The following is a 21017-nucleotide window of genomic DNA, read 5'->3' as shown; positions in this document are numbered from 1 at the left end:
ACACACAGGGAGCAACCGGAATGGGTTCGGTTCGCGTAGCCATCGTCGGTGTGGGCAACTGCGCCGCATCGCTGGTGCAGGGAGTCGAGTACTACAAGGACGCCGACCCGGCGTCCAAGGTGCCGGGCCTGATGCACGTCCAGTTCGGCGACTACCACGTCCGCGACGTCGAGTTCGTCGCCGCGTTCGACGTGGATGCCAAGAAGGTCGGTCTCGACCTGGCGGACGCCATCGGCGCCTCCGAGAACAACACCATCAAGATCTGCGACGTGCCCAGCACCGGTGTGACGGTCCAGCGCGGCCACACCCTCGACGGCCTCGGCAAGTACTACCGCGAGACCATCGAGGAGTCCGCCGAGGAGCCGGTCGACGTCGTCCAGGTCCTCAAGGACAAGCAGGTCGACGTCCTCGTCTGCTACCTGCCCGTCGGCTCCGAGGACGCGGCGAAGTTCTACGCCCAGTGCGCCATCGACGCCAAGGTCGCCTTCGTCAACGCCCTTCCGGTCTTCATCGCTGGCACCAAGGAGTGGGCGGACAAGTTCACCGAGGCGGGCGTCCCGATCGTCGGCGACGACATCAAGTCCCAGGTCGGCGCCACCATCACGCACCGCGTCATGGCGAAGCTGTTCGAGGACCGGGGCGTCGTCCTGGACCGCACGATGCAGCTGAACGTAGGCGGCAACATGGACTTCAAGAACATGCTCGAGCGCGACCGCCTCGAGTCGAAGAAGATCTCCAAGACGCAGGCCGTCACCTCCCAGATCCGCGACCGTGAACTGGGCGAGGGCAACGTCCACATCGGCCCGTCCGACTACGTCGCCTGGCTGGACGACCGCAAGTGGGCCTACGTCCGCCTCGAGGGCCGTGCCTTCGGTGACGTCCCGCTGAACCTGGAGTACAAGCTGGAGGTCTGGGACTCCCCGAACTCCGCCGGCGTCATCATCGACGCCCTGCGCGCCGCGAAGATCGCCAAGGACCGCGGCATCGGCGGCCCCGTGCTCTCCGCGTCGAGCTACTTCATGAAGTCCCCGCCCGTCCAGTACTTCGACGACGAGGCCCGCGAGAACGTCGAGAAGTTCATCAAGGGTGAGGTCGAGCGCTGACGCGCCGCAACTGATCGCTCCTGCCAGGGCTGTGAAGGTCCCCGGGTCGTAGGACCCGGGGACCTTCTCCGTATGTGAGGCTGTGCCCCATGGCCGTCGTCCGTGACCTGCGTGTCCTGTTGCGCTTCCAGGGCTTCAGGCGCCTTCTCGGCGTGCGCCTGCTCTCCCAGGGCGCCGACGGCGTCTACCAGGTCGCGCTCGCCGCGTACGTGGTCTTCTCGCCGGAGAAGCAGACCTCGGCAGCCGCGGTCGCCTCCGCGATGGCGGTGCTGCTGCTCCCGTACTCCCTCGTCGGCCCTTTCGCCGGTGTCCTGCTGGACCGCTGGCGGCGCCGCCAGGTCCTGCTCTACGGCAGCCTGCTGCGCGCCCTGCTGGCTTGCGCCACGGCCCTGCTGATACTCAGTCCGGCTCCGAACTGGCTCTTCTACGTCTCCGCCCTGTGCGTCACCGCCGTCAACCGTTTCGTCCTCTCCGGCCTGTCCGCCGCCCTGCCCCGCGTGGTCGACGCCGAGCGCCTCGTCATCGCCAACTCCCTCTCCCCGACCGCCGGGACGCTGGCGGCGACCGCGGGCGGCGGTATCGCCTTCATCGTCCGCCTGCTGGTGGCGGGCTCCGACGCCGCCGTGGTGCTCGTGGGAGCGGTGCTGTATCTGTGCGCCGCCCTGGCGTCGCTCAGCATGGCGCGGGAAATCCTCGGCCCCGACCGGAACTTGGTGCGCGACCGGATCGGGACGGCTCTCACGGGCACCGCTCGCGACCTGGTGGCGGGCGTACGTCACCTGGCCGCACCCCAGCGCCGGGAAGCGGCCTGGGCGCTCGCGGCGATGACGCTGATGCGCTTCTGCTACGGCGCCCTGCTGGTGATGCTGCTGATGCTCTGCCGGTACGCACTCACCACGACCACGGACGACGGACTCGCCCTGCTGGGGTTGGCATTGGGCGTCTCCGGCGCCGGCTTCTTCGCGGCCGCCGTGGTGACGCCCTGGACCGCCGGGCGGCTCGGACCGGGCCGCTGGATCGTCGTGTGCGCGGGGGCCGCCGCGCTGCTGGAGCCCGCTCTCGGGCTGCCGTTCGCCACTGCCCCTCTGCTGGCTGCGGCCTTCGTCCTGGGGCTGACCACCCAGGGCGCGAAGATCGCCACGGACACGATCGTCCAGTCCTCCGTCGAGGACGGCTTCCGTGGCCGGATCTTCTCGGTCTACGACGTCCTTTTCAACGTCGCTTTCGTCGGCGCCGCCGCCGTCGCCGCCCTGATGCTGCCGCCGGACGGCCGATCCGTGCCGCTGGTGATCACGATCGCCGCCATCTACGCGGCAGTAGCTGTGACCATGGGCCGGTTTGGCCGCCAGTAAGGCTCAGTTCGTGGTACTGGCCAAGCTCAAGGGCGCGTACCTCACAGAAACGAAGTAAGGCAGACGGGACCGAGGGGCGGTGTTTCACGTGAAACACCGCCCCTCGGTCCGTCTCCCCGGGTCGTGTTTCACGTGAAACATGACCCGGTTTCACAGCCTCAGCCCTCCTGCTCGGCCCACCACCCCTTGAGCGCGGCCACCGCGGAGTCAAACTCCATCGGCCCGTTCTCCAGGCGCAGCTCCAGCATGTGCTTGTACGCGCGGCCGATGACCGGACCGGGACCGACGCCGAGGATCTCCATGATCTGGTTGCCGTCGAGGTCGGGACGGATCGAGTCGAGCTCCTCCTGCTCCTGAAGCTTGGCGATCCGCTCCTCCAGACCGTCGTACGCACGCGACAGGGCTGCCGCCTTGCGCTTGTTGCGCGTGGTGCAGTCCGAGCGGGTCAGCTTGTGGAGGCGGTCGAGGAGCGGGCCGGCGTCACGCACGTAGCGGCGGACCGCCGAGTCCGTCCACTCGCCGGTGCCATAGCCGTGGAAGCGCAGGTGGAGTTCGACCAGACGTGAGACGTCCTTCACCAGCTCGTTGGAGTACTTCAACGCCGTCATGCGCTTCTTGGTCATCTTCGCCCCGACCACCTCGTGGTGGTGGAACGAGACCCGGCCGTCCTTCTCGAAGCGACGCGTGCGGGGCTTGCCGATGTCGTGCAGCAGGGCGGCCAGGCGGAGAGTCAGGTCGGGACCGTCGTCCTCCAGCGCCATCGCCTGCTCCAGGACGATCAGCGTGTGGTCGTAGACGTCCTTGTGACGATGGTGCTCGTCACGCTCCAGGCGCAGGGCCGGCAGCTCGGGCAGCACGCGGTCGGCGAGGCCCGTCTCGACGAGCAGCGTCAGGCCCTTGCGCGGGTGCGGCGACAGGATCAGCTTGTTCAGCTCGTCCCGAACCCGCTCGGCCGAGACGATCTCGATACGCCCGGCCATCGCGTTCATCGCCGCGACCACCTCGGGAGCGACCTCGAAGTCGAGCTGAGCCGCGAAACGCGCGGCCCGCATCATCCGCAGCGGATCGTCGGAGAAGGATTCCTCCGGGGTGCCAGGAGTCCGCAGCACACGCGACGCGAGGTCCTCGAGCCCGCCGTGCGGATCGATGAACTCCTTCTCCGGCAGCGCGACGGCCATCGCGTTCACCGTGAAGTCACGGCGGACAAGGTCCTCCTCGATGGAGTCGCCGTACGACACCTCGGGCTTGCGCGAGGTGCGGTCGTATGCCTCCGACCGGTAGGTGGTCACCTCGATCTGATAGCCGCTCTTCTGGGCTCCGACCGTGCCGAAGGCGATTCCGACCTCCCAGAGGGCATCGGCCCACGGGCGCATGATCTTGAGTACGTCCTGGGGGCGGGCGTCGGTCGTGAAGTCCAGGTCGTTGCCGAGCCGGCCCAGCAGCGCGTCCCGGACCGAGCCGCCGACCAGGGCGAGTGAGAACCCGGCCTCCTGGAAGAGGCGGGCGAGGTCGTCGGCGACAGGAGCGACCCGCAGCAGTTCACTCACTGCGCGGTGCTGCACCTGACTCAGGGCACTGGGCGTTTCTTCGTTGGCGTTCGGCACAACAGAAGAGGGTACGTGGCCCGAGCGCCCCTGAGCTCCCCCTGTTGCGCATGCAGACACGTCCGTCAATACACGCACAAGGGATGCCCTTGCCCTGTAGACAACCGCTGTCTGTCATACGGTGACATACCAGACAGCACGGTGCTGGGACGCGATCTTGTGGAACGGACCGCGGCACTTCCCCTCAGCGCGCATCGTTACCATGCGTGGACGCACATTCCGACGACCACTGACGACGACGAGGGACGGGCGAGCGCGTGGCCGAGGCGGCAGACTTCCAGGGGACCAGTGCCTCACCTGCCCGCCGGTGGCTGCGGCGCACCGGGGCACTGCTCGCCGGTGCGCCCCTGCTGGCCGGACTCCTCCAGTTGCCCGCCGCGACGCCGGCGGACGCGGCCGGGCAGGAGTCCCTACAGGCTGCCTCCGGCGCGGGCTCGGTGTCCGTCGCTGTCGACTCGCTCAGCCCCAGCGCCCCCACCGAGGGGGACACGGTGTCCGTGACAGGCACGGTGACCAACAACGGCAAGCAGCCGGTCACCGACGCCCACGTCGACCTGCGCGTGGGGCCCTCGCTCGACACCCGCTCCTCCATCGACGCCCTCGCCAAGAAGAGCGACGACGTCCAGGGCCCCGCCGGCAAGGCGGTCGGCGGCAAGTACACCGAGAAGTTTTCCAAGCTCACCCCCGGCGTCGCGGAGCCCTTCAACATCTCCGTTCCGGCCGACGAGCTGGACCTCGGCCAGGACGGCGTCTACCAGCTGGCCGTCGCACTCTCCGGTGAGACGGCCGCGCAGCCCTGGGACCAGGTTCTCGGCGTCCAGCGCACGTTCCTGCCGTGGCAGCCGGAGGCGGCCGGCACCAAGACGAAGACCACGTTCCTGTGGCCGCTCGTCTCCGACGTCCACATGACGGCCGAGACAGGGTCGAACGAGCAGCAGACGCCGGTCTTCAGCAACGACGACCTCGCCGAGGAGATCTCCCCGGGCGGCCGCCTCGACCAGATGGTGTCGCTGGGCAAGGGCCTCGACGTCACCTGGGTGGTCGACCCGGACCTGCTGGCGTCCGTCGACGCGATGACGAGGAACTACCAGGTCAAGGGCGAGGACGGCACCATCACCTCCGGCCGGAACCAGGCGGTCGCCAAGCAGTGGCTCTCCGAGCTCCAGCAGGCGGTGGCGGGCAAGGAGGTCGTCGCCCTGCCGTTCGGCGATCCGGACCTGGCCTCCCTCGCCCACAACGGCACGAGCGTCACGGGCTCGCTGAGCCACCTCAAGGAGGCCACCGACGCCGTCGACACCACGGTGCCGACGATCCTCCACGTGAAACCGTCCACGGACTTCGCGTGGCCCGTGGACGGCGCCGTCGATCCGTCGATCATGAAGGTCGCGACCTCCGCGGGCGCCGACAAGGTGATCGCCCGCAGCGACAGCCTCCAGGACAATCTGTCGTACACGCCGTCCGCGGCCCGGCCCATCGGCGGCGGCACCACGGCGGTCGTCGCGGATTCCAGGATGTCCACGGCGTTCCAGGGCAACCTGACGAAGGCCTCCGCGTCCACGCTCGCCGTGCAGCGCTTCCTGGCGCAGAGCCTGACGCTCGGCCTCCAGACCGGCAAGCAGCGCAGCGTCGTCGTCGCCCCGCAGCGCATGCCCTCCGTGAACCAGGCGCAGGCGATGGCCGAGGCGCTGGGGGCCCTCCAGGGCGGGAACTGGTCCGAGTCACAGGACCTCGCGGACGCCGCCAAGGCCAAGCCGGACCCGGCGGCCAACAGGAAGCTGCCGCCCGCCTCGGCGTATCCCTCTTCGCTGCGCAAGCAGGAGCTGCCGCGAGCCGCCTTCGAGCAGATCGCGAGGACACAGGACAACCTCGACAACTTCAAGGTGATCCTCACCGACGAGTCCCGGGTGGTCACCCCCTTCGGGCGGGCCATGAACCGCGAGATGTCCACGTCGTGGCGTGGCCGGGGCGTCACGGCGGTGGGATACCGCGACAACGTCGAGACCTACCTCGACGGGCTGGTCGACGGGGTCAAGCTGATCGAGAAGTCGGAGACCAAGCTCTCCGGCCGCAGCGCCACAATCCCGGTGACCGTCCAGAACAACCTGGTCCAGGGCGTCGAGCACCTGGAACTGCGGCTCACGTCGCAGAACCCGACGCGGCTCAAGATCGCCGGCGACGCCTACGAGGAGCAGCCGGTCGCCGTGAACGGCGGGCACAGCCAGTCGGTGAAGTTCACCACGTCCGCCAACGCCAACGGCCGGGCGGAGGTGGTCGCCCAGCTGTACACGGAGGACGGCCAGAAGTACGGCGAACCCGTCACCTTCGACGTGAAGGTCACCGAGGTCACTCCCACCGTGATGCTGGTCATCGGCGGCGGCGTCCTGCTCCTGGTCCTCGCCGGCTTCCGTATGTACACCCAGCGCAAGCGCGCCGCCGCCCGCGAGGCCGCCGAGGACGCCACCGCGGAGGCGGACGACGACGTCGACAGCCCGGTCGGCCCTCGGCAGAACCCGGAAGCCCCCGGCGCCCTTCTCAAGGAGGAGTCCGAGGCCGGCTCACGGGCAGACGCCCCGCAGCAGCCGAGTGACCCGGCCCCGGACACCACAGCGGAAAGCGCCGACCCGTCCGGCACGGGTGAGAGAGTGGACCGTTGAGATGTCGTGGCCGGTGGGCCCGGGACGATGAGGTGGGGTAACCATGAACGCGCCGTACGACGGTGACCACGGCCGTGGCGTGGGCAGCTCGGGCTACCCCGAGTCGGGCGGGTCCGAGGGCTCGCCGCCCGAGCACGGCCAGGAGCCGCCGCAGCCGCCCGCGGACATGTACCTCCAGGACGCCTACGCCCAGGACCCCTACCGGGCACAGGACCTCTCCGCCCAGGACCCGGTCGCCGAGGCGCGCTACGACCGCGCCGCGCACCCCCCGCCCCCTGCGGGCACGTACGAGCCGCAGCAGCTGTACGCCCAGCCGCCGCAGTCGCCGTACGCGCCCGATCCGCAGGTGTGGGCCCAGACGCCCCCGCCGGAGCCGGAGGGCCCGACGCGACACCTGCCGTACGGCGACGACGCCCGGACCACCCAGTTCGTGGGCGTGGACGACCTCGTCTCCCGTGCGGGCGAGCCGCGCCAGGAACCGGACGCGTTCGCGCACCTCTTCCGGGACCAGCAGCAGGGCAGCGGCCACCCGTCGTACGAGTCGCCGTCCGTCCCCGCCCCGTCTCCGGCCCCGGGCCAGATGGCGCCGGGGCAGTACGCGGCGCAGGGACAGTACGCGGCGGGCCAGTACCCGGCTCCCGGCGAGACCGCGGCGACGCCGGCGGTGGACAACACCCCTGCCCCGGAGCCCGCTGCCTCGCCCGCTCCGAAGAAGGGCGGCCGTGCCGCGGGCCTGATGAAGTCCAGCGCCGTGATGGCGGCGGGCACGATGGTCTCCCGCCTCACCGGCTTCATCCGCTCCGCACTGATCGTGTCGGCCCTCGGCGTCGGTCTCCTCGGTGACACCTTCCAGGTCGCCTACCAGCTGCCGACGATGATCTACATCCTCACCGTCGGCGGCGGCCTCAACTCCGTCTTCGTGCCGCAGCTGGTCCGCGCCATGAAGGAGGACGAGGACGGCGGCGAGGCGTACGCCAACCGCCTGCTGACCCTCGTCATGGTGACGCTCGGCGCGCTCACCGCGCTCGCGGTCTTCGGCGCGCCGCTCCTGATCCGCATGCTGTCCGACCCGGTCGCCAGCGACCCGGCGGCGAACCAGGTCGGCATCACGTTCGTCCAGTACTTCCTGCCCTCGATCTTCTTCATGGGCGTCCACGTGGTGATGGGGCAGATCCTCAACGCCCGTGGGAAGTTCGGCGCGATGATGTGGACCCCGGTCCTGAACAACATCGTCATCATCGTGACGCTGGGCATGTTCATCTACGTCTACGGCACTGCGGCCGACTCCGGGATGAAGGTCACGAACATCCCGCCGGAGGGCCAGCGCCTCCTCGGCATCGGCGTCCTGCTCGGCCTCGTGGTCCAGGCGCTGGCGATGATCCCCTACCTGCGCGAGACCGGCTTCCGCCTGCGGCTGCGCTTCGACTGGAAGGGCCAGGGCCTCGGCAAGGCCGTCACGCTCGCCAAGTGGACGGTCCTGTTCGTCCTCGCCAACCAGGCGGGCGCCATGATCGTCATCCAGCTGTCCACCGCGGCGGGCAAGGCCTCACCGGTCGACGGCACCGGCTTCGCCGCCTACGCCAACGCACAGCTGATCTGGGGCCTGCCACAGGCCATCATCACGGTCTCCCTCATGGCCGCCCTGCTGCCGCGCCTGTCGCGCTCGGCGGCCGAGGGCGACGGCGGCGCCGTGCGCGACGACATCTCCCAGGGCCTGCGCAACACGGCGGTCGCGATCGTGCCGATCGCGTTCGGTTTCCTCTCGCTCGGCATCCCCATGTGCACGCTGATGTTCGGCTCCTCTGGCACCAGCGAGGCCACCAACATGGGCTTCATGCTGATGGCGTTCGGACTCGGCCTGATTCCGTACTCCGTGCAGTACGTCGTGCTGCGGGCCTTCTACGCCTACGAGGACACCCGAACTCCCTTCTACAACACGGTCATCGTGGCCGCGGTCAACGCGGGCGCATCCGCGGTCTGCTACTTCGTCATCCCGTCGCGCTGGGCCGTGGTCGGTATGGCCGCCTCGTACGGCCTGGCCTACGCGATCGGCGTCGGCGTCGCCTGGCGCCGGCTGCGCAAGCGGCTGGGCGGGGACCTCGATGGCGCCCGTGTCCTGCGGACTTACGCCCGGCTGTGCATCGCGTCGATCCCGGCAGCCCTGCTCAGCGGCGCAGCCTGCTACGGCATCGGCCGCACGCTCGGCCAGGGCGTCGTGGGCTCGCTCGCCGCGGTGCTGGCGGGTGGTGCCGTTCTGCTCGTGATCTTCTTCGTCGCCGCCCGCCGCATGCGCATCGAGGAACTCAACTCGCTGGTCGGCATGGTCCGCGGACGCCTGGGACGCTGAGTCGGGGGGTAGGCGCACAACCATCGTCAGCCACCGCGTGTCGTGCATAGCGGCGGACTGTGGGCACAATTGGTTTCGGCGTCGGACGGCGTGCAACGGATGCCGGGCGGCGCGCAATGGATGGGAAGGCAGGAACGACGGTGGCGGAACGGAGTACGGCTGCCGTCGACGTGGCAGACAACAGCGACGAGACGTCGCTGACCGCACAGGCGGACCAGTCCACGGCCGACGGGGTGGCCAAGAACCGGGAGCGGGACACGGACAGCGACGAGGTACAGGAGAGCACCCGGACCGACGGTCCAGGGAAGACCTCGCCGCCTGAACTGCACAGTGGTCACAAACTCGCCAGACGCTACCGCCTCGAGGAGTGCGTGACCCGTCTGGACGGTTTCAGCAGTTGGCGTGCCGTGGACGAGAAGCTCCGTCGTGCCGTCGGCGTGCACATTCTGCCCGCGGACCACTCACGGGCCCGGTCCGTCCTGGCCGCCGCCCGCTCCTCCGCCCTGCTGGGCGACCCGCGCTTCGTCCAGGTGCTGGACGCTGTGGAGGAGAACGACCTCGTCTACGTCGTCCACGAGTGGCTTCCGGACGCGACGGAACTGACCACGCTCCTCGCCGCCGGGCCGCTGGAGCCGTACGACGCCTTCCAGATGGTCAGCCAGATCTCCTCCGCCATGGCCGCCGCCCATCGCGAGGGTCTCGCCCATCTGCGGCTGAACCCCAACGCCGTTCTGCGTGCCTCGACCGGCCAGTGGCGCATCCGCGGACTCGCGGTGAACGCCGCGCTGCGGGGCGTCGCGTCCGACACCCCGCAGCGCACCGACACCGAGGCGATCGGCGCCCTGCTGTACGCGGCGCTCACTCAGCGCTGGCCGTACGAGAGCGATGCCTACGGGCTGTCCGGCCTGCCGAAGGACATCGGCCTGATCGCGCCCGACCAAGTGCGGGCCGGTGTGCACCGCGGCCTCTCCGAACTCTCCATGCGCGCGCTCGCCAACGACGGCGCCACCGCCTCCCGCCACGAGTCGCCGTGCACCACCCCGGAGGAGCTGGTGAAGGCGATCGGCGAGATGCCCCGCATCCGCCCGCCGGAGCCGGCGTTCACCGCCCCGCCCGAGTACCAGCGCACCGCGTACCAGCAGGGCACGTACGGCCGCCAGGCCCCGCGCCCCGGTTCCGCGCAGCCCGTCCCGACCCCGCCGCCCCCGCTGCAGAGCCGCACGGGCAAGGCACTGAAGTGGGCCGTGTCCGCGCTCCTGATCGCCGCGCTGGGCCTCGGCAGCTGGCAGCTGGCGGACGCGCTCATGGACCAGGGCGGCAAGAACGACGACCCGGGCCAGACGCAGAACAACGAGGACGGCGACAAGAACAAGAATCGCCCGGCACCGAAACCGATCGTCATCAAGGGCGCCGAGGAGTACGTCGCCGAGGGCGACGCCCAGCACCCCGCCGACGTCTCCAAGACCTACGACGGCAACACGTCCACGGCTTGGCGCACCAGCAGCTACCTGGACGGCCCGAAGATGGTGATAAAGCCCGGTGTCGGCATCGTCTACGACCTCGGGTCCGAGAAGGAAGTCTCCGCCGCAACGCTCTCGCTGCGGTACGGCAGCGACCACACCACGGTGGAGCTGTACGCGACCGACACCCTCGGTTCGTCCACGCCACTGAGTGCCATGACGAAGCTGGGCACGGCCACGACGAGCAGCACCTCCGCGAAGGTGACCGTCGACAAGCCGGTGAAGAGCCGGTACCTCCTGGTGTGGCTGACGGCCCTGCCGTACTCCGGCGACGACCCCGCCAACTACAGCCGCCCGGGCTACAAGCAGGCCATCACCGAAGTGAAGTTCACGGGCTGAGAGCCGACCGAGGGGAAGGGGGTTCGATGGCGGACCGCGCCGAGCACAGCGGTGCAAGTGATCAGGACCTCCTCGCCCGGCATGTCGAAGGCGACCCCGACGCCTTCGGTGAGATCGTGCGGCGGCACCGCGATCGGCTCTGGGCCGTCGCCCTGCGGACGCTGGGAGACCGCGAGGAGGCCGCTGACGCGGTGCAGGATGCCCTCGTCTCCGCCTACCGGGCCGCCCACACCTTCCGGGGCCAGTCGGCCGTCACGACGTGGCTGCACAGGATCACGGTGAACGCCTGCCTGGACCGCGCCCGCAAGGTCGCCTCCCGGAAGACCTCTCCCGTCGACGACACCGAGCGTATGGAGCAGTTGCTGGAGCCGCACGAGTCGGCTGCGGCGCCCGCCGAGCGCAACGATCTCCACAGGCAGCTCATCGAAGCCCTGGGGACCCTGCCGCCCGACCAGCGAGCGGCGCTCGTCCTGGTGGACATGCAGGGCTACCCGGTCGCTGAGGCGGCCCGCATCCTCGACGTGCCGACCGGCACGGTGAAGAGCCGGTGTGCGCGCGGCAGAGCCAGACTCCTGCCACTGCTCACCCATCTACGGCCGGACAGCAACGGTGAGAGCAAGAAGCCGGGCGCGGAACGGAACCGGACGCAGGGGCCAGCCGTCCCACCCGCAGCGGGACCGCGTCGAGCGGAACCACCGGACACAGGACCGAGCGACCCAGCGGCCGTGAAGGGCGGAGGTGGACGAGCGTGACGTCGACGACAGACATGGCCGGGCACCCGGACGTCTCGGAGATCTCCGACCTCGCCGAGGGCCTCCTCCCACCGTCCCGGAGCACTGACGTACGTCGGCATCTGGACGGGTGCGAGCTCTGCGCGGACGTCTACACCTCCCTGGAGGAGATCCGCGGGCTGCTCGGCACCCTGCCGGGTCCGCAGCGCATGCCCGCCGATGTCGCAGGCCGCATCGATGCCGCCCTCGCCGCCGAGGCCCTGCTGAACGCCACCGGGCCGGATACCGCGGAGAGCCGCACACCGGTGAGTACTCCCCGGTCCGCGTCCGAGGACGACGGTGGCGCGCATGTTTCACGTGAAACATCGACACCCACCGACCGGCCCGCCGGGCGCCCCCGCTCTTCCACCACCGGCCCGGGCCGCAAGGGCCGCACGCTGAACGGGCGCCGGAAGATCGCCGTACTGGGGACCGTCTTCACCGTCGCCGCCCTGGGACTGGGCTCCGTCCTGCTGTCGTCAATCGGAGACGGTAACCCCCCGCAGGACACGGCGGGCGGACAGCAGACCGCCCCTGCGGACACCTTCTCCGAGGGCAAACTGGAGAAGCAGGTCACCGACCTCCTGACGGAGAACCAAAGCAAGAAGGGCGGTTCCCGCACCCCCTTCGGCGCGAAGACAGCCCCTCCCCAGGTCTTCAGGGCGCCCACCGTGCCCGGCTGCGTCCGCGACGGCATCGGGCGCAAGGACACGGCCCTCGCTGTCGAGAACGGCAGGTATCAGGGGAAGAAGGCCATGCTGGTGCTGCTCCCCGACGCATCCGACGCCACTCGGGTCACCGCCTACATCGTCGACGCGACCTGTGTGGATCATGCCGCGGCCAACGCCAAGGGCAAGATCCTTCTCGAGCGCTCGTACCCGTCAGCCTGAGGCACGTCTTCGTCTTCATCCCGCTCGGTGCCCGGCAGAGGACCGCATCTCCGTGTGCCCGGACACAGCGGGAATGCGCGCCCCTTAGGATCCGTTGGGTGGGGTGAGAGCTCCGAGAGGAGCTCCCCCGGTCGAACGACGCAGTCCAGAGACGAGGAATCAAGCCGTGAGCGACGTCCGTAACGTGATCATCATCGGCTCCGGGCCCGCCGGCTATACGGCGGCGCTCTACACCGCGCGCGCGTCGCTGAAGCCACTGGTGTTCGAGGGCGCCGTCACCGCCGGCGGTGCGCTCATGAACACCACCGACGTCGAGAACTTCCCGGGCTTCCAGGACGGCATCATGGGCCCCGAGCTCATGGACAACATGCGCGCCCAGTCGGAGCGCTTCGGGGCCGAGCTCATCCCGGACGACATCGTCGCCGTCGATCTGGCCGGTGAGATCAAGACCGTCACGGACACGTCCGGCACCGTCCACCGCGCGAAGGCTGTCATCGTCGCCACCGGCTCGCAGCACCGCAAGCTCGGTCTGCCGAACGAGGACGCCCTCTCCGGTCGTGGCGTGTCCTGGTGCGCCACCTGTGACGGGTTCTTCTTCAAGGACCAGGACATCGCCGTGATCGGTGGTGGCGACACCGCCATGGAGGAGGCCACCTTCCTCTCGCGGTTCGCCAAGTCCGTGACCGTCGTCCACCGCCGCGACACCCTGAGGGCCTCCAAGGCCATGCAGGAGCGCGCCTTCGCCGACCCGAAGATCACGTTCGTGTGGGACAGCGAGGTCGCCGAGATCCAGGGCGACCCGAAGCTCTCGGGCCTGAAGCTGCGCAATCTCAAGACCGGCGAGCTTTCGGACCTGCCGGTGACCGGTCTCTTCATCGCCATCGGCCATGACCCCCGGACCGAGCTCTTCAAGGGTCAACTCGACCTGGACGACGAGGGCTACCTGAAGGTGGACGCGCCGTCGACGCGCACCAACCTGACCGGTGTCTTCGGTGCCGGCGACGTAGTCGACCACACCTACCGTCAGGCGATCACCGCAGCGGGGACCGGCTGCTCCGCCGCTCTCGACGCCGAGCGCTATCTCGCCGCCCTCGCGGACGAGGAGCAGCCCGAGCCCGAGAAGACCGCTGTCTGACCCCTCTCCCTACCCTCCCCACGCACCAACCAGTTAAGGAGCCCGCCGTGGCCGGCACCCTGAAGAATGTGACCGACGACTCCTTCGAGCAGGACGTCCTCAAGAGCGACAAGCCCGTCCTGGTGGACTTCTGGGCCGCCTGGTGCGGTCCGTGCCGCCAGATCGCGCCGTCCCTCGAGGCGATCGCCTCCGAGTACGGCGACAAGATCGAGGTCGTCAAGCTGAACATCGACGAGAACCCGGGTACGGCCGCCAAGTACGGCGTCATGTCCATCCCGACCCTGAACGTCTACCAGGGTGGCGAGGTCGCCAAGACCATCGTGGGCGCCAAGCCGAAGACCGCGATCGTTCGCGACCTCGAGGAGTTCATCGCCGAGTGAACCGGCGGAGCCGTCTGACCGACGGTGCATGTTTCACGTGAAACACGAATGGGCCAACCCGGAAGGGTTGGCCCATTCGTTTGACTGCTTCCTCTACAGCGGTCGCAGCACCGGCTCCTTCTGTACGGCTCCCAGAAGCCGGTCCAGCGCCATCTCGACGTCTTCCTTCCAGGAAAGCGTCGACCGCAGTTCCAGTCTCAGCCGGGGATAAGTGAGGTGCTGCCGGACCGTCTTGAAGCCCACCGCCAGGAGGTGGTCGGCGGGCAGCACACAGGCCGGTTCTTTCCATCGCGCATCCCCGAACGCCTCGATCGCTTTGAACCCGCGCCGCAGCAGATCTTTGGCGACCGTCTGAACCATCACCCGGCCCAGTCCCTGCCCCTGGTACCCCGGCACGATGAACGCGGTCATCAGCTGAACCGCGTCGGGGGAGACGGGACTCGTGGGGAACGCCGTGGAGCGGGGTACATAGGCGGGAGGCGCGTAGAGCACGAAGCCCACCGGCACGTCGTCGACGTACACGACCCGACCGCAGGATCCCCAGTCCAGCAGAACGGCCGAGATCCATGCTTCCTTCTCCAGAGCGGCCTCGCCCGCCTTTACCGCGGCCTCACCGCTGACGGGGTCGAGCTCCCAGAAGACACACGAGCGACAGCGCTTGGGAAGGTCCTGAAGGTTGTCCAGCGTGAGCGGTACGAGCCGGCGCCCCATGAAGGCTGTTCCTCGCTTCCTTGGCCTGCCGCGTCGCGGGCGGCTGTCAGAGCGCTCCGTTCCCTGAGGAGACTGCCGATGAACCCACCGACCGCTCCCAGCCCCAAACCGGCGCTCACCAGTCCAGTGCGGCTCATCGTTCGCATGGCCCCTGCCTTCCTCTCAGAGGTGCTGCCGGGTGGTTGCGCCGTATCCGAACGCATCGTATCCACGATGCGATTCCATCTATACCGCCAGAAAGGAAAGAGCGGGCCATGTTCCGGCACACACCGGACATGGCCCGCTCTGTCATCCACAACAGAGGCTCCTGCCGGAGGCTCAGGACTCGCTCTCCTCCGAGTCGCTCTCCAAGAGACTCTTCTGCAGAACCGGTCCCTCGCCCGGAGCGAGTGAGCCGAGGATCCGCTCAAGGTCTTCCATGGAGGCGAACTCGACGGTGATCTTGCCCTTCTTCTGGCCCAGGTCGACCTTCACCCGCGTCTCGAAGCGATCCGAGAGCCGCGTGGCGAGCTCGGACAGCGCGGGAGAGACACGAGCACCGGCACGCGGGCCCTTGGGTCGCTGGGCCTTCTGAGGACGCGAACCCATCAGGGTCACGATCTCCTCGACGGCCCGTACCGACAACCCCTCGGCCACGATCCGGTGAGCCAGCCTGTCCTGCTCCTCCGAGTCCTCGACGGACAGCAGGGCCCGTGCGTGGCCGGCGGAGAGCACTCCGGCGGCGACCCGGCGCTGCACCGCCGGCGAGAGCTTCAGCAGGCGCAGGGTGTTGGAGACCTGCGGGCGGGATCGGCCGATGCGGTCCGCCAGCTGGTCGTGCGTGCAGTTGAAGTCCCGCAGCAACTGGTCGTAGGCGGCTGCCTCTTCCAGCGGGTTCAGCTGGGCGCGGTGCAGGTTCTCCAGCAGCGCATCCAGGAGGAGCTTCTCGTCCTCCGTGGCCCGCACGATCGCCGGGATCGCCTCCAGCCCCGCCTCGCGGCAGGCCCGCCAGCGACGCTCGCCCATGATGAGCTCGTAGTGGGCAGGACCCACCTGCCGTACGACGACCGGCTGGAGGAGGCCCACTTCCTTGACGGAGGTGATGAGCTCGGCCAGCGCGTCCTCGTCGAACACCTCACGCGGCTGCCGCGGGTTGGGCGTGATGGAGTCGAGGGGGATCTCGGCGAAGTGCGCGCCGATGGGCGGCGCAGGCGCGGCGGGAGCACTGGGCTGCGCCGGCTCCTCTGTTTCACGTGAAACAGTCGGCAGCGTCGCCACCTTCGCTGCGGCCACCCCACGGTCGTTCGGCAGGACAGGCACTGCTGCGGGGGATGTGGAGGCGGCGCCCCCAGCCGCAGCCTGGGCTACCGACTTCTCTGTCGGGGCAGCAGGGATCAGTGCGCCGAGACCACGGCCCAGCCCCCTCCGTCGCTCGCTCACTGAATGCCCTCCACCATGCTCGGGTCGTTCTGCTGTGCGCCGATATGGGCGTGCGTCGCGTCATAGCTGATGCCAACGCCCTTCAGCGCGATCTCTCGTGCCGCCTCAAGATAAGAGAGGGCACCACTCGATCCAGGATCGTAAGTCAGGACCGTCTGCCCATAACTCGGCGCCTCGGAGATACGGACGGACCTGGGAATGCTCGTCCGCAGCACCTCGTCGCCGAAGTGGGTGCGCACCTCTTCCGCGACCTGGGACGCGAGCCGCGTCCGGCCGTCGTACATGGTGAGCAGGATGGTCGACACATGCAGGGTGGGGTTGAGGTGCCCCCGCACCAGGTCGACGTTCCGCAACAACTGCCCCAGCCCTTCCAGCGCGTAGTACTCACACTGGATGGGGATCAGTACCTCCTGGCCCGCCACCAACGCATTGACCGTCAGGAGGCCGAGCGAGGGCGGACAGTCGATGAGGATGTAGTCCAGCGGCTGCTCGTACGCCTGGATGGCGCGCTGCAACCGGCTCTCCCGTGCCACCAGGGACACCAGCTCGATCTCCGCACCGGCGAGATCGATCGTGGCAGGGGCACAGAAGAGGCCCTCGACATCGGGGACCGGCTGGACGACCTCGGAGAGCGGCTTGCTCTCCACCAACACGTCGTAGATGGACGGAACTTCGGCATGATGGTCGATGCCCAGCGCGGTGGACGCATTGCCCTGTGGGTCGAGGTCGACCACCAGAACCCGGCCACCGTGCAGGGCCAGTGACGCGGCAAGGTTGACGGTCGTCGTCGTCTTGCCCACACCGCCCTTCTGGTTGGCGACCACCATGATTCGGGTCTGCTCGGGCCGTGGCAGACCCTCGCCGGCGCGGCCGAGAGCCTCCACCGCCAGCTGGGCAGCACGACCGATGGGAGTGTCGTCCATCGGAGGCGGTGTTTCACGTGAAACATCCGCCCCCATCGACTCGGTACGGGGACCGGGGACCGGATCGGTCATCGGTCCCGCGATGTTGGCGTCGGACCGCAAGGATTCACTCTCCTCGACTTCAGGCTCGCAATGAACAGAGCCTCCCATGCCTTCGGGGTCGTGAACCAGTGAGGCCTTCCGTTCTGTGGAGAAATCCACCTCTGTGGACAACTCAGTTCCCTCATCGAGTGACCCGAGAGGCTTACGGTCGCGGGGTTCGGCCGCAGCGCGGCCACGACTGATGATGCCGTGCAGCAGTGAGCGACGTTTCACGTGAAACACGATGCACAGCAGCCGTGGCCGAACTGTCGCGACACTCCGGCATGCATAGGTTTGGCAGCTTGTGTGGAGTACGTCTCGTCGTCAGGACGGATCAGCGTCGTCGGGCACGGTCAGCACCGTCGGACCGGATCAGCATTCCCAGGACGGGTCAGCGTCGTCGGCGGGCGCGCCCCGTGCGAGCCGCCTTGGCGCGCTTCGCGGCGAAGCGCACACCGCCCGGGCTCTCCCCGACCTCGACCCGTACCACCGTGGACATCGGGTCCACCACGCCCTCACCGACATGCAGGATGGACGTCTCCACCGCACCCAGCTTGCTCAGGGCCGCCGACGCGCTCTTCAGCTCCTCCTCGGCGGCGTCGCCCTTGAGCGCGAGCATCTGCCCGTACGGCCGCAGCAGCGGAATGCCCCATGTGGCGAGGCGGTCGAGGGGAGCGACGGCTCGGGCCGTCACGACATGGACAGGCTGAATCTTCCCCATGACCTCCTCGGCCCTGCCGCGCACGACGGTCACATGATCGAGGCCGAGCAGTTCCACGACCTCGGAGAGGAAGTTGGTACGCCGCAGCAGCGGCTCCAGCAGCGTGATCTTCAGGTCCTCTCGGACCAGAGCCAGTGGAATGCCGGGAAGGCCGGCGCCCGAGCCGACATCGCACACCGTCACGCCCTCGGGCACGACCTCCGACAGCACCGCGCAGTTCAGCAGGTGCCGCTCCCACAGGCGGGGCACTTCACGCGGGCCGATGAGACCGCGCTGCACGCCTGCCTCAGCGAGCAGCTCGGCGTACCGCACCGCATCCGCGAAGCGATCACCGAACACCTCGCGCGCCTGCTCGGGCGCGGGGGGAAGCTCCGCTGCCTCCGTCACGGGGGACCGTCCTTCCGTACGCGTCAGCGCACCAAGCGCCGACACCAGAACCACCAGAACTATCAGGCTGACAAAGGTCGGCCCCGCCTGCGCAACAGACGGGGCCGGGGAACGTAGGGGCCGATCAGGCGGGAAGCACGACGACGAAGCGCTGCGGCTCCTCGCCCTCGGACTCGCTGCGCAGGCCCGCGGCCTTGACCGCGTCGTGCACGACCTTGCGCTCGAACGGCGTCATCGGCTTCAGCTTCACAGCCTCACCGCTGCTCTTGGCCTCGGCGGCGGCCTTGGCGCCCAGCTCGGACAGCTCGGAGCGCTTCCGGGCGCGGTATCCCGCGATGTCGAGCATCAGCCGGCTGCGGTCACCGGTTTCACGGTGCACGGCCAGACGGGTGAGCTCCTGGAGCGCCTCCAGCACCTCACCATCACGGCCGACCAGCTTCTGCAGGTCACGGGTGCCCGTGTCACTGATGATCGAGACAGAGGCACGGTCGGCCTCGACGTCCATGTCGATGTCGCCGTCGAGGTCGGCGATGTCGAGCAGACCCTCCAGGTAGTCCGCAGCGATCTCGCCCTCCTGCTCCAGGCGGGTCAGGGTGTCTGCACCCTCGGCAGCGGCGGAGGTGGTGCCTTCCGTCACGGGATGGACTCCTTCTTACTTCTTGGACGGGGACTTGGGCCGCTGCGGACCCTTGCGCTGTCCGGACTGGGCCTTGCTGCGGGTACCGCTGCCGGACTTCGCGCCGCCCTTCTTGGCAGCGGTGGCGGGCTTGGCGTCCTCGGGCTCGTCGGACTTGGTGAGTGACGTCTTCGGCTCGGACTCGTCGGCCGCCTTCGTGGCACCGGACTGCCGCTGGGCCTTGGTCTGACGCTTGGGCTGCTGCCGCTTCGGAGTGCCGGTGGTCGGCGTACCGTCCTCGGCTTCGACGGCGGCAGAGGTGTCGCTCTTGATCACGGTGCCGTCGGTCTGAGCGGCGAGGCCGGCCTTGCTCAGGCCGTTGATGAACTTGCGCTCGAACTCGTTGCGGTCGCGTCCCTTGGCGACGAGCGCCTTGACGATGACCTTGTCACGGCGCCGGCTGACCTTGCCGTGCTGCGTGACGTGCTTGTGCAGGCGCTCCAGGTACGCGGCCTGGGCCTTGGAACCCGGGGTCGGGTTGTTGTGGATGACGTACATCTGCTGGCCCATGGTCCACACGTTGGTGGTCAGCCAGTAGACGAGGACACCGACGGGGAAGTTGATGCCGAAGACGGCGAACATGACGGGGAAGACGTACATCAGCATCTTCTGCTGCTGCATGAACGGCGTCTTCACCGTGGTGTCGACGTTCTTCGTCATCAGCTGGCGCTGGGTGAAGAACTGCGACGCCGACATCAGGACGATCATGATGGCGGTGACCACGCGGACGTCGGTGAGGGAGGCACCGAGTGCTTCTACCTTCGACGCGCTGTCGGTGAACTTCACCGCCAGCGGCGCACCGACGATGTGCGCCTTCTGGGCACTCTCCAGAAGGCTGGTGTTGATCACGCCGATGGTGTCGTTCGACGCGATGCTGTTCAGCACGTGGTACAGGGCGAAGAAGAACGGGGACTGCGCCAGGATGGGAAGGCACGAGGACAGCGGGTTGGTGCCCGTGTCCTTGTACAGCTTCATCATCTCTTCGGACTGACGCTGCTTGTCGTTCTTGTAGCGCTCCTGGATCTTCTTCATCTCGGGCTGGAGCGTCTGCATGGCCCGGGTCGCCTTGATCTGCTTCACGAAGAGCGGGATCAGGCAGATACGGATCAGGATCACCAGGGACACGATCGACAGGCCCCAGGCCCACCCGGTGTCAGGCCCGAAGAGGGCGCCGTACACCGAATGGAACTGGACGATGACCCAGGAGACGGGTGTGGTGATGAAGCTGAAGAGGCTGGCAATCGTGTCCACTAATCATGCTCCTTGGGCATGGGACGGTGTCTCTGCGGCCTGGCTCGAAGGACTGGACCGACTTGTGGGAGAAGTCTGTCCCTCGGTGGCCGGGACGGCGGCGGAGGGCCCGCCCTTGCGTGCACGCCACGCGTTACGCAACATTTCGTGCCACCGCGGGCGCTTGCGCGGCGGGACATGGTCCACACCGCCCAGCGACCACGGGTTGCACCGCAGGATGCGCCAGGCCGTGAGTGCCGTTCCCTTGATGGCACCGTGCCGATCGATGGCCGTGAAGCCGTAGTGGGAGCACGACGGGTAGTACTTGCAGACCGGCCCGAGCAGCGGACTGATCGTCCACTGGTAGAGCTTGATCAGAGCAAGCAGCGGGTACTTCATCGCGCGCCCCCTCCCAGCAGCCGCTGAAGGGCGGCGTCCAGGTCTCGGGCCAGCTGTGCATGGTCGGCGTCGCCCGCACCGGGCAGCGCTCGTACCACTACCAGGCTACCGGGGGGCAGCTGGGCGACTCGGTCGCGCATCAGGTGGCGAAGCCTGCGCTTCACTTTGCTGCGTACGACCGCACCGCCCACGGCTTTGCTCACGACGAAACCCGCACGCGTCGGGGGAGCGCTCTCCCCAGGCGCATGCGGGTCCGTGGCACCGCTTCGAAGGTGGACGACGAGGTGGGGGCGTCCTGCCCGGCGTCCTCGCCGTACCGCGGTCGCGAAGTCCTCGCGCCGCCTCAGCCGGTTCTCGGTGGGCAGCACGACGTCAT

18 protein-coding genes are annotated in these 21017 nt (G+C 68.6%); 9 read left to right on the top strand and 9 right to left on the bottom strand.

The annotated features are described in order from the left end of the window. The first annotated feature begins 20 nt into the window (after nucleotides 1-20). Together ACZ6TU_RS29590 and ACZ6TU_RS29585 are read left to right on the top strand one after the other, a co-directional pair. On the top strand, nucleotides 21-1103 hold the full coding sequence (locus ACZ6TU_RS29590) for an inositol-3-phosphate synthase (protein WP_467678087.1): 1083 nt from the start codon (nucleotides 21-23) through the stop codon (nucleotides 1101-1103). An 89-nt stretch (nucleotides 1104-1192) separates the two neighbouring features. Then, nucleotides 1193-2455 (top strand): MFS transporter, encoded by a 1263-nt coding sequence (locus ACZ6TU_RS29585; RefSeq protein ID WP_467678089.1) that lies wholly within the window; start codon nucleotides 1193-1195, stop codon nucleotides 2453-2455. Nucleotides 2456-2613: 158 nt separating this feature from the next. On the opposite strand, the gene ACZ6TU_RS29580 is transcribed toward ACZ6TU_RS29585, so the two are convergent. Beyond that, the gene (locus ACZ6TU_RS29580) at nucleotides 2614-4059 is read right to left on the bottom strand and encodes a CCA tRNA nucleotidyltransferase (RefSeq protein ID WP_467678091.1); all 1446 of its coding nucleotides are present in this window, start codon (nucleotides 4057-4059) and stop codon (nucleotides 2614-2616) included. A gap of 257 nt (nucleotides 4060-4316) precedes the next feature. Between ACZ6TU_RS29580 and ACZ6TU_RS29575 the strand changes: the two genes are divergently transcribed. The 7 genes from ACZ6TU_RS29575 to trxA all read left to right on the top strand — a co-directional run bounded on the left by ACZ6TU_RS29575 (nucleotide 4317) and on the right by trxA (nucleotide 14094). Continuing rightward, complete coding sequence (locus ACZ6TU_RS29575) at nucleotides 4317-6713, top strand: DUF6049 family protein (protein WP_467678092.1); 2397 nt, start codon at nucleotides 4317-4319, stop codon at nucleotides 6711-6713. Nucleotides 6714-6756: 43 nt separating this feature from the next. Beyond that, complete coding sequence (gene murJ, locus ACZ6TU_RS29570; RefSeq protein WP_467678094.1) at nucleotides 6757-9060, top strand: murein biosynthesis integral membrane protein MurJ; 2304 nt, start codon at nucleotides 6757-6759, stop codon at nucleotides 9058-9060. A 140-nt stretch (nucleotides 9061-9200) separates the two neighbouring features. Further along, the gene (locus ACZ6TU_RS29565) at nucleotides 9201-10919 is read left to right on the top strand and encodes a protein kinase family protein (protein ID WP_467678096.1); all 1719 of its coding nucleotides are present in this window, start codon (nucleotides 9201-9203) and stop codon (nucleotides 10917-10919) included. A 26-nt stretch (nucleotides 10920-10945) separates the two neighbouring features. Next, nucleotides 10946-11671, top strand: coding sequence for an RNA polymerase sigma factor SigM (gene sigM, locus ACZ6TU_RS29560; RefSeq protein WP_467678098.1), 726 nt, complete (start codon nucleotides 10946-10948; stop codon nucleotides 11669-11671). Continuing rightward, nucleotides 11668-12579 carry an anti-sigma factor family protein gene (locus ACZ6TU_RS29555; RefSeq protein WP_467678100.1) on the top strand — a complete coding sequence of 304 codons (912 nt, stop codon included), beginning with the start codon at nucleotides 11668-11670 and terminating at the stop codon, nucleotides 12577-12579. The genes sigM and ACZ6TU_RS29555 overlap by 4 nt, the downstream gene beginning before the upstream one ends. Nucleotides 12580-12745: 166 nt before the next feature. Continuing rightward, a complete protein-coding gene (gene trxB / locus ACZ6TU_RS29550) occupies nucleotides 12746-13714 on the top strand; it encodes a thioredoxin-disulfide reductase (protein ID WP_467678102.1) in 969 nt (322 codons plus the stop codon). 47 nt (nucleotides 13715-13761) lie between these two features. Further along, nucleotides 13762-14094: a thioredoxin gene (gene trxA / locus ACZ6TU_RS29545; protein WP_467678104.1), complete on the top strand. Its 333-nt coding sequence runs from the start codon at nucleotides 13762-13764 to the stop codon at nucleotides 14092-14094. 93 nt (nucleotides 14095-14187) lie between these two features. On the opposite strand, the gene ACZ6TU_RS29540 is transcribed toward trxA, so the two are convergent. The 8 genes from ACZ6TU_RS29540 to rnpA all read right to left on the bottom strand — a co-directional run bounded on the left by ACZ6TU_RS29540 (nucleotide 14188) and on the right by rnpA (nucleotide 21009). Beyond that, complete coding sequence (locus ACZ6TU_RS29540) at nucleotides 14188-14805, bottom strand: GNAT family N-acetyltransferase (protein ID WP_467678106.1); 618 nt, start codon at nucleotides 14803-14805, stop codon at nucleotides 14188-14190. A gap of 318 nt (nucleotides 14806-15123) precedes the next feature. Further along, entirely contained in the window at nucleotides 15124-16224 is a 1101-nt protein-coding gene (locus ACZ6TU_RS29535) for a ParB/RepB/Spo0J family partition protein (RefSeq protein ID WP_467678108.1), read from the bottom strand. Continuing rightward, nucleotides 16221-17297 carry a ParA family protein gene (locus ACZ6TU_RS29530; RefSeq protein WP_392035600.1) on the bottom strand — a complete coding sequence of 359 codons (1077 nt, stop codon included), beginning with the start codon at nucleotides 17295-17297 and terminating at the stop codon, nucleotides 16221-16223. The genes ACZ6TU_RS29535 and ACZ6TU_RS29530 overlap by 4 nt, the downstream gene beginning before the upstream one ends. 322 nt (nucleotides 17298-17619) lie before the next feature. After that, nucleotides 17620-18336, bottom strand: a complete 717-nt coding sequence (gene rsmG, locus ACZ6TU_RS29525) for a 16S rRNA (guanine(527)-N(7))-methyltransferase RsmG (RefSeq protein WP_403845854.1) — start codon at nucleotides 18334-18336, stop codon at nucleotides 17620-17622. Nucleotides 18337-18460: 124 nt separating this feature from the next. Further along, nucleotides 18461-18973 carry a Jag family protein gene (locus ACZ6TU_RS29520; protein ID WP_467678110.1) on the bottom strand — a complete coding sequence of 171 codons (513 nt, stop codon included), beginning with the start codon at nucleotides 18971-18973 and terminating at the stop codon, nucleotides 18461-18463. Nucleotides 18974-18988: 15 nt separating this feature from the next. Further along, entirely contained in the window at nucleotides 18989-20263 is a 1275-nt protein-coding gene (yidC, locus tag ACZ6TU_RS29515) for a membrane protein insertase YidC (RefSeq protein WP_467678112.1), read from the bottom strand. Between the two features lie 3 nt (nucleotides 20264-20266). Continuing rightward, nucleotides 20267-20641, bottom strand: a complete 375-nt coding sequence (yidD, locus tag ACZ6TU_RS29510; protein ID WP_086850639.1) for a membrane protein insertion efficiency factor YidD — start codon at nucleotides 20639-20641, stop codon at nucleotides 20267-20269. Further along, entirely contained in the window at nucleotides 20638-21009 is a 372-nt protein-coding gene (gene rnpA, locus ACZ6TU_RS29505; RefSeq protein ID WP_469552074.1) for a ribonuclease P protein component, read from the bottom strand. Before rnpA ends, yidD begins: the two co-directional genes overlap by 4 nt. Between the last annotated feature and the right edge of the window lie 8 nt (nucleotides 21010-21017).

The sequence above is a fragment of the Streptomyces sp. NPDC052064 genome (assembly GCF_055585925.1).
This window is presented reverse-complemented; position numbering and strand designations above follow the sequence as displayed.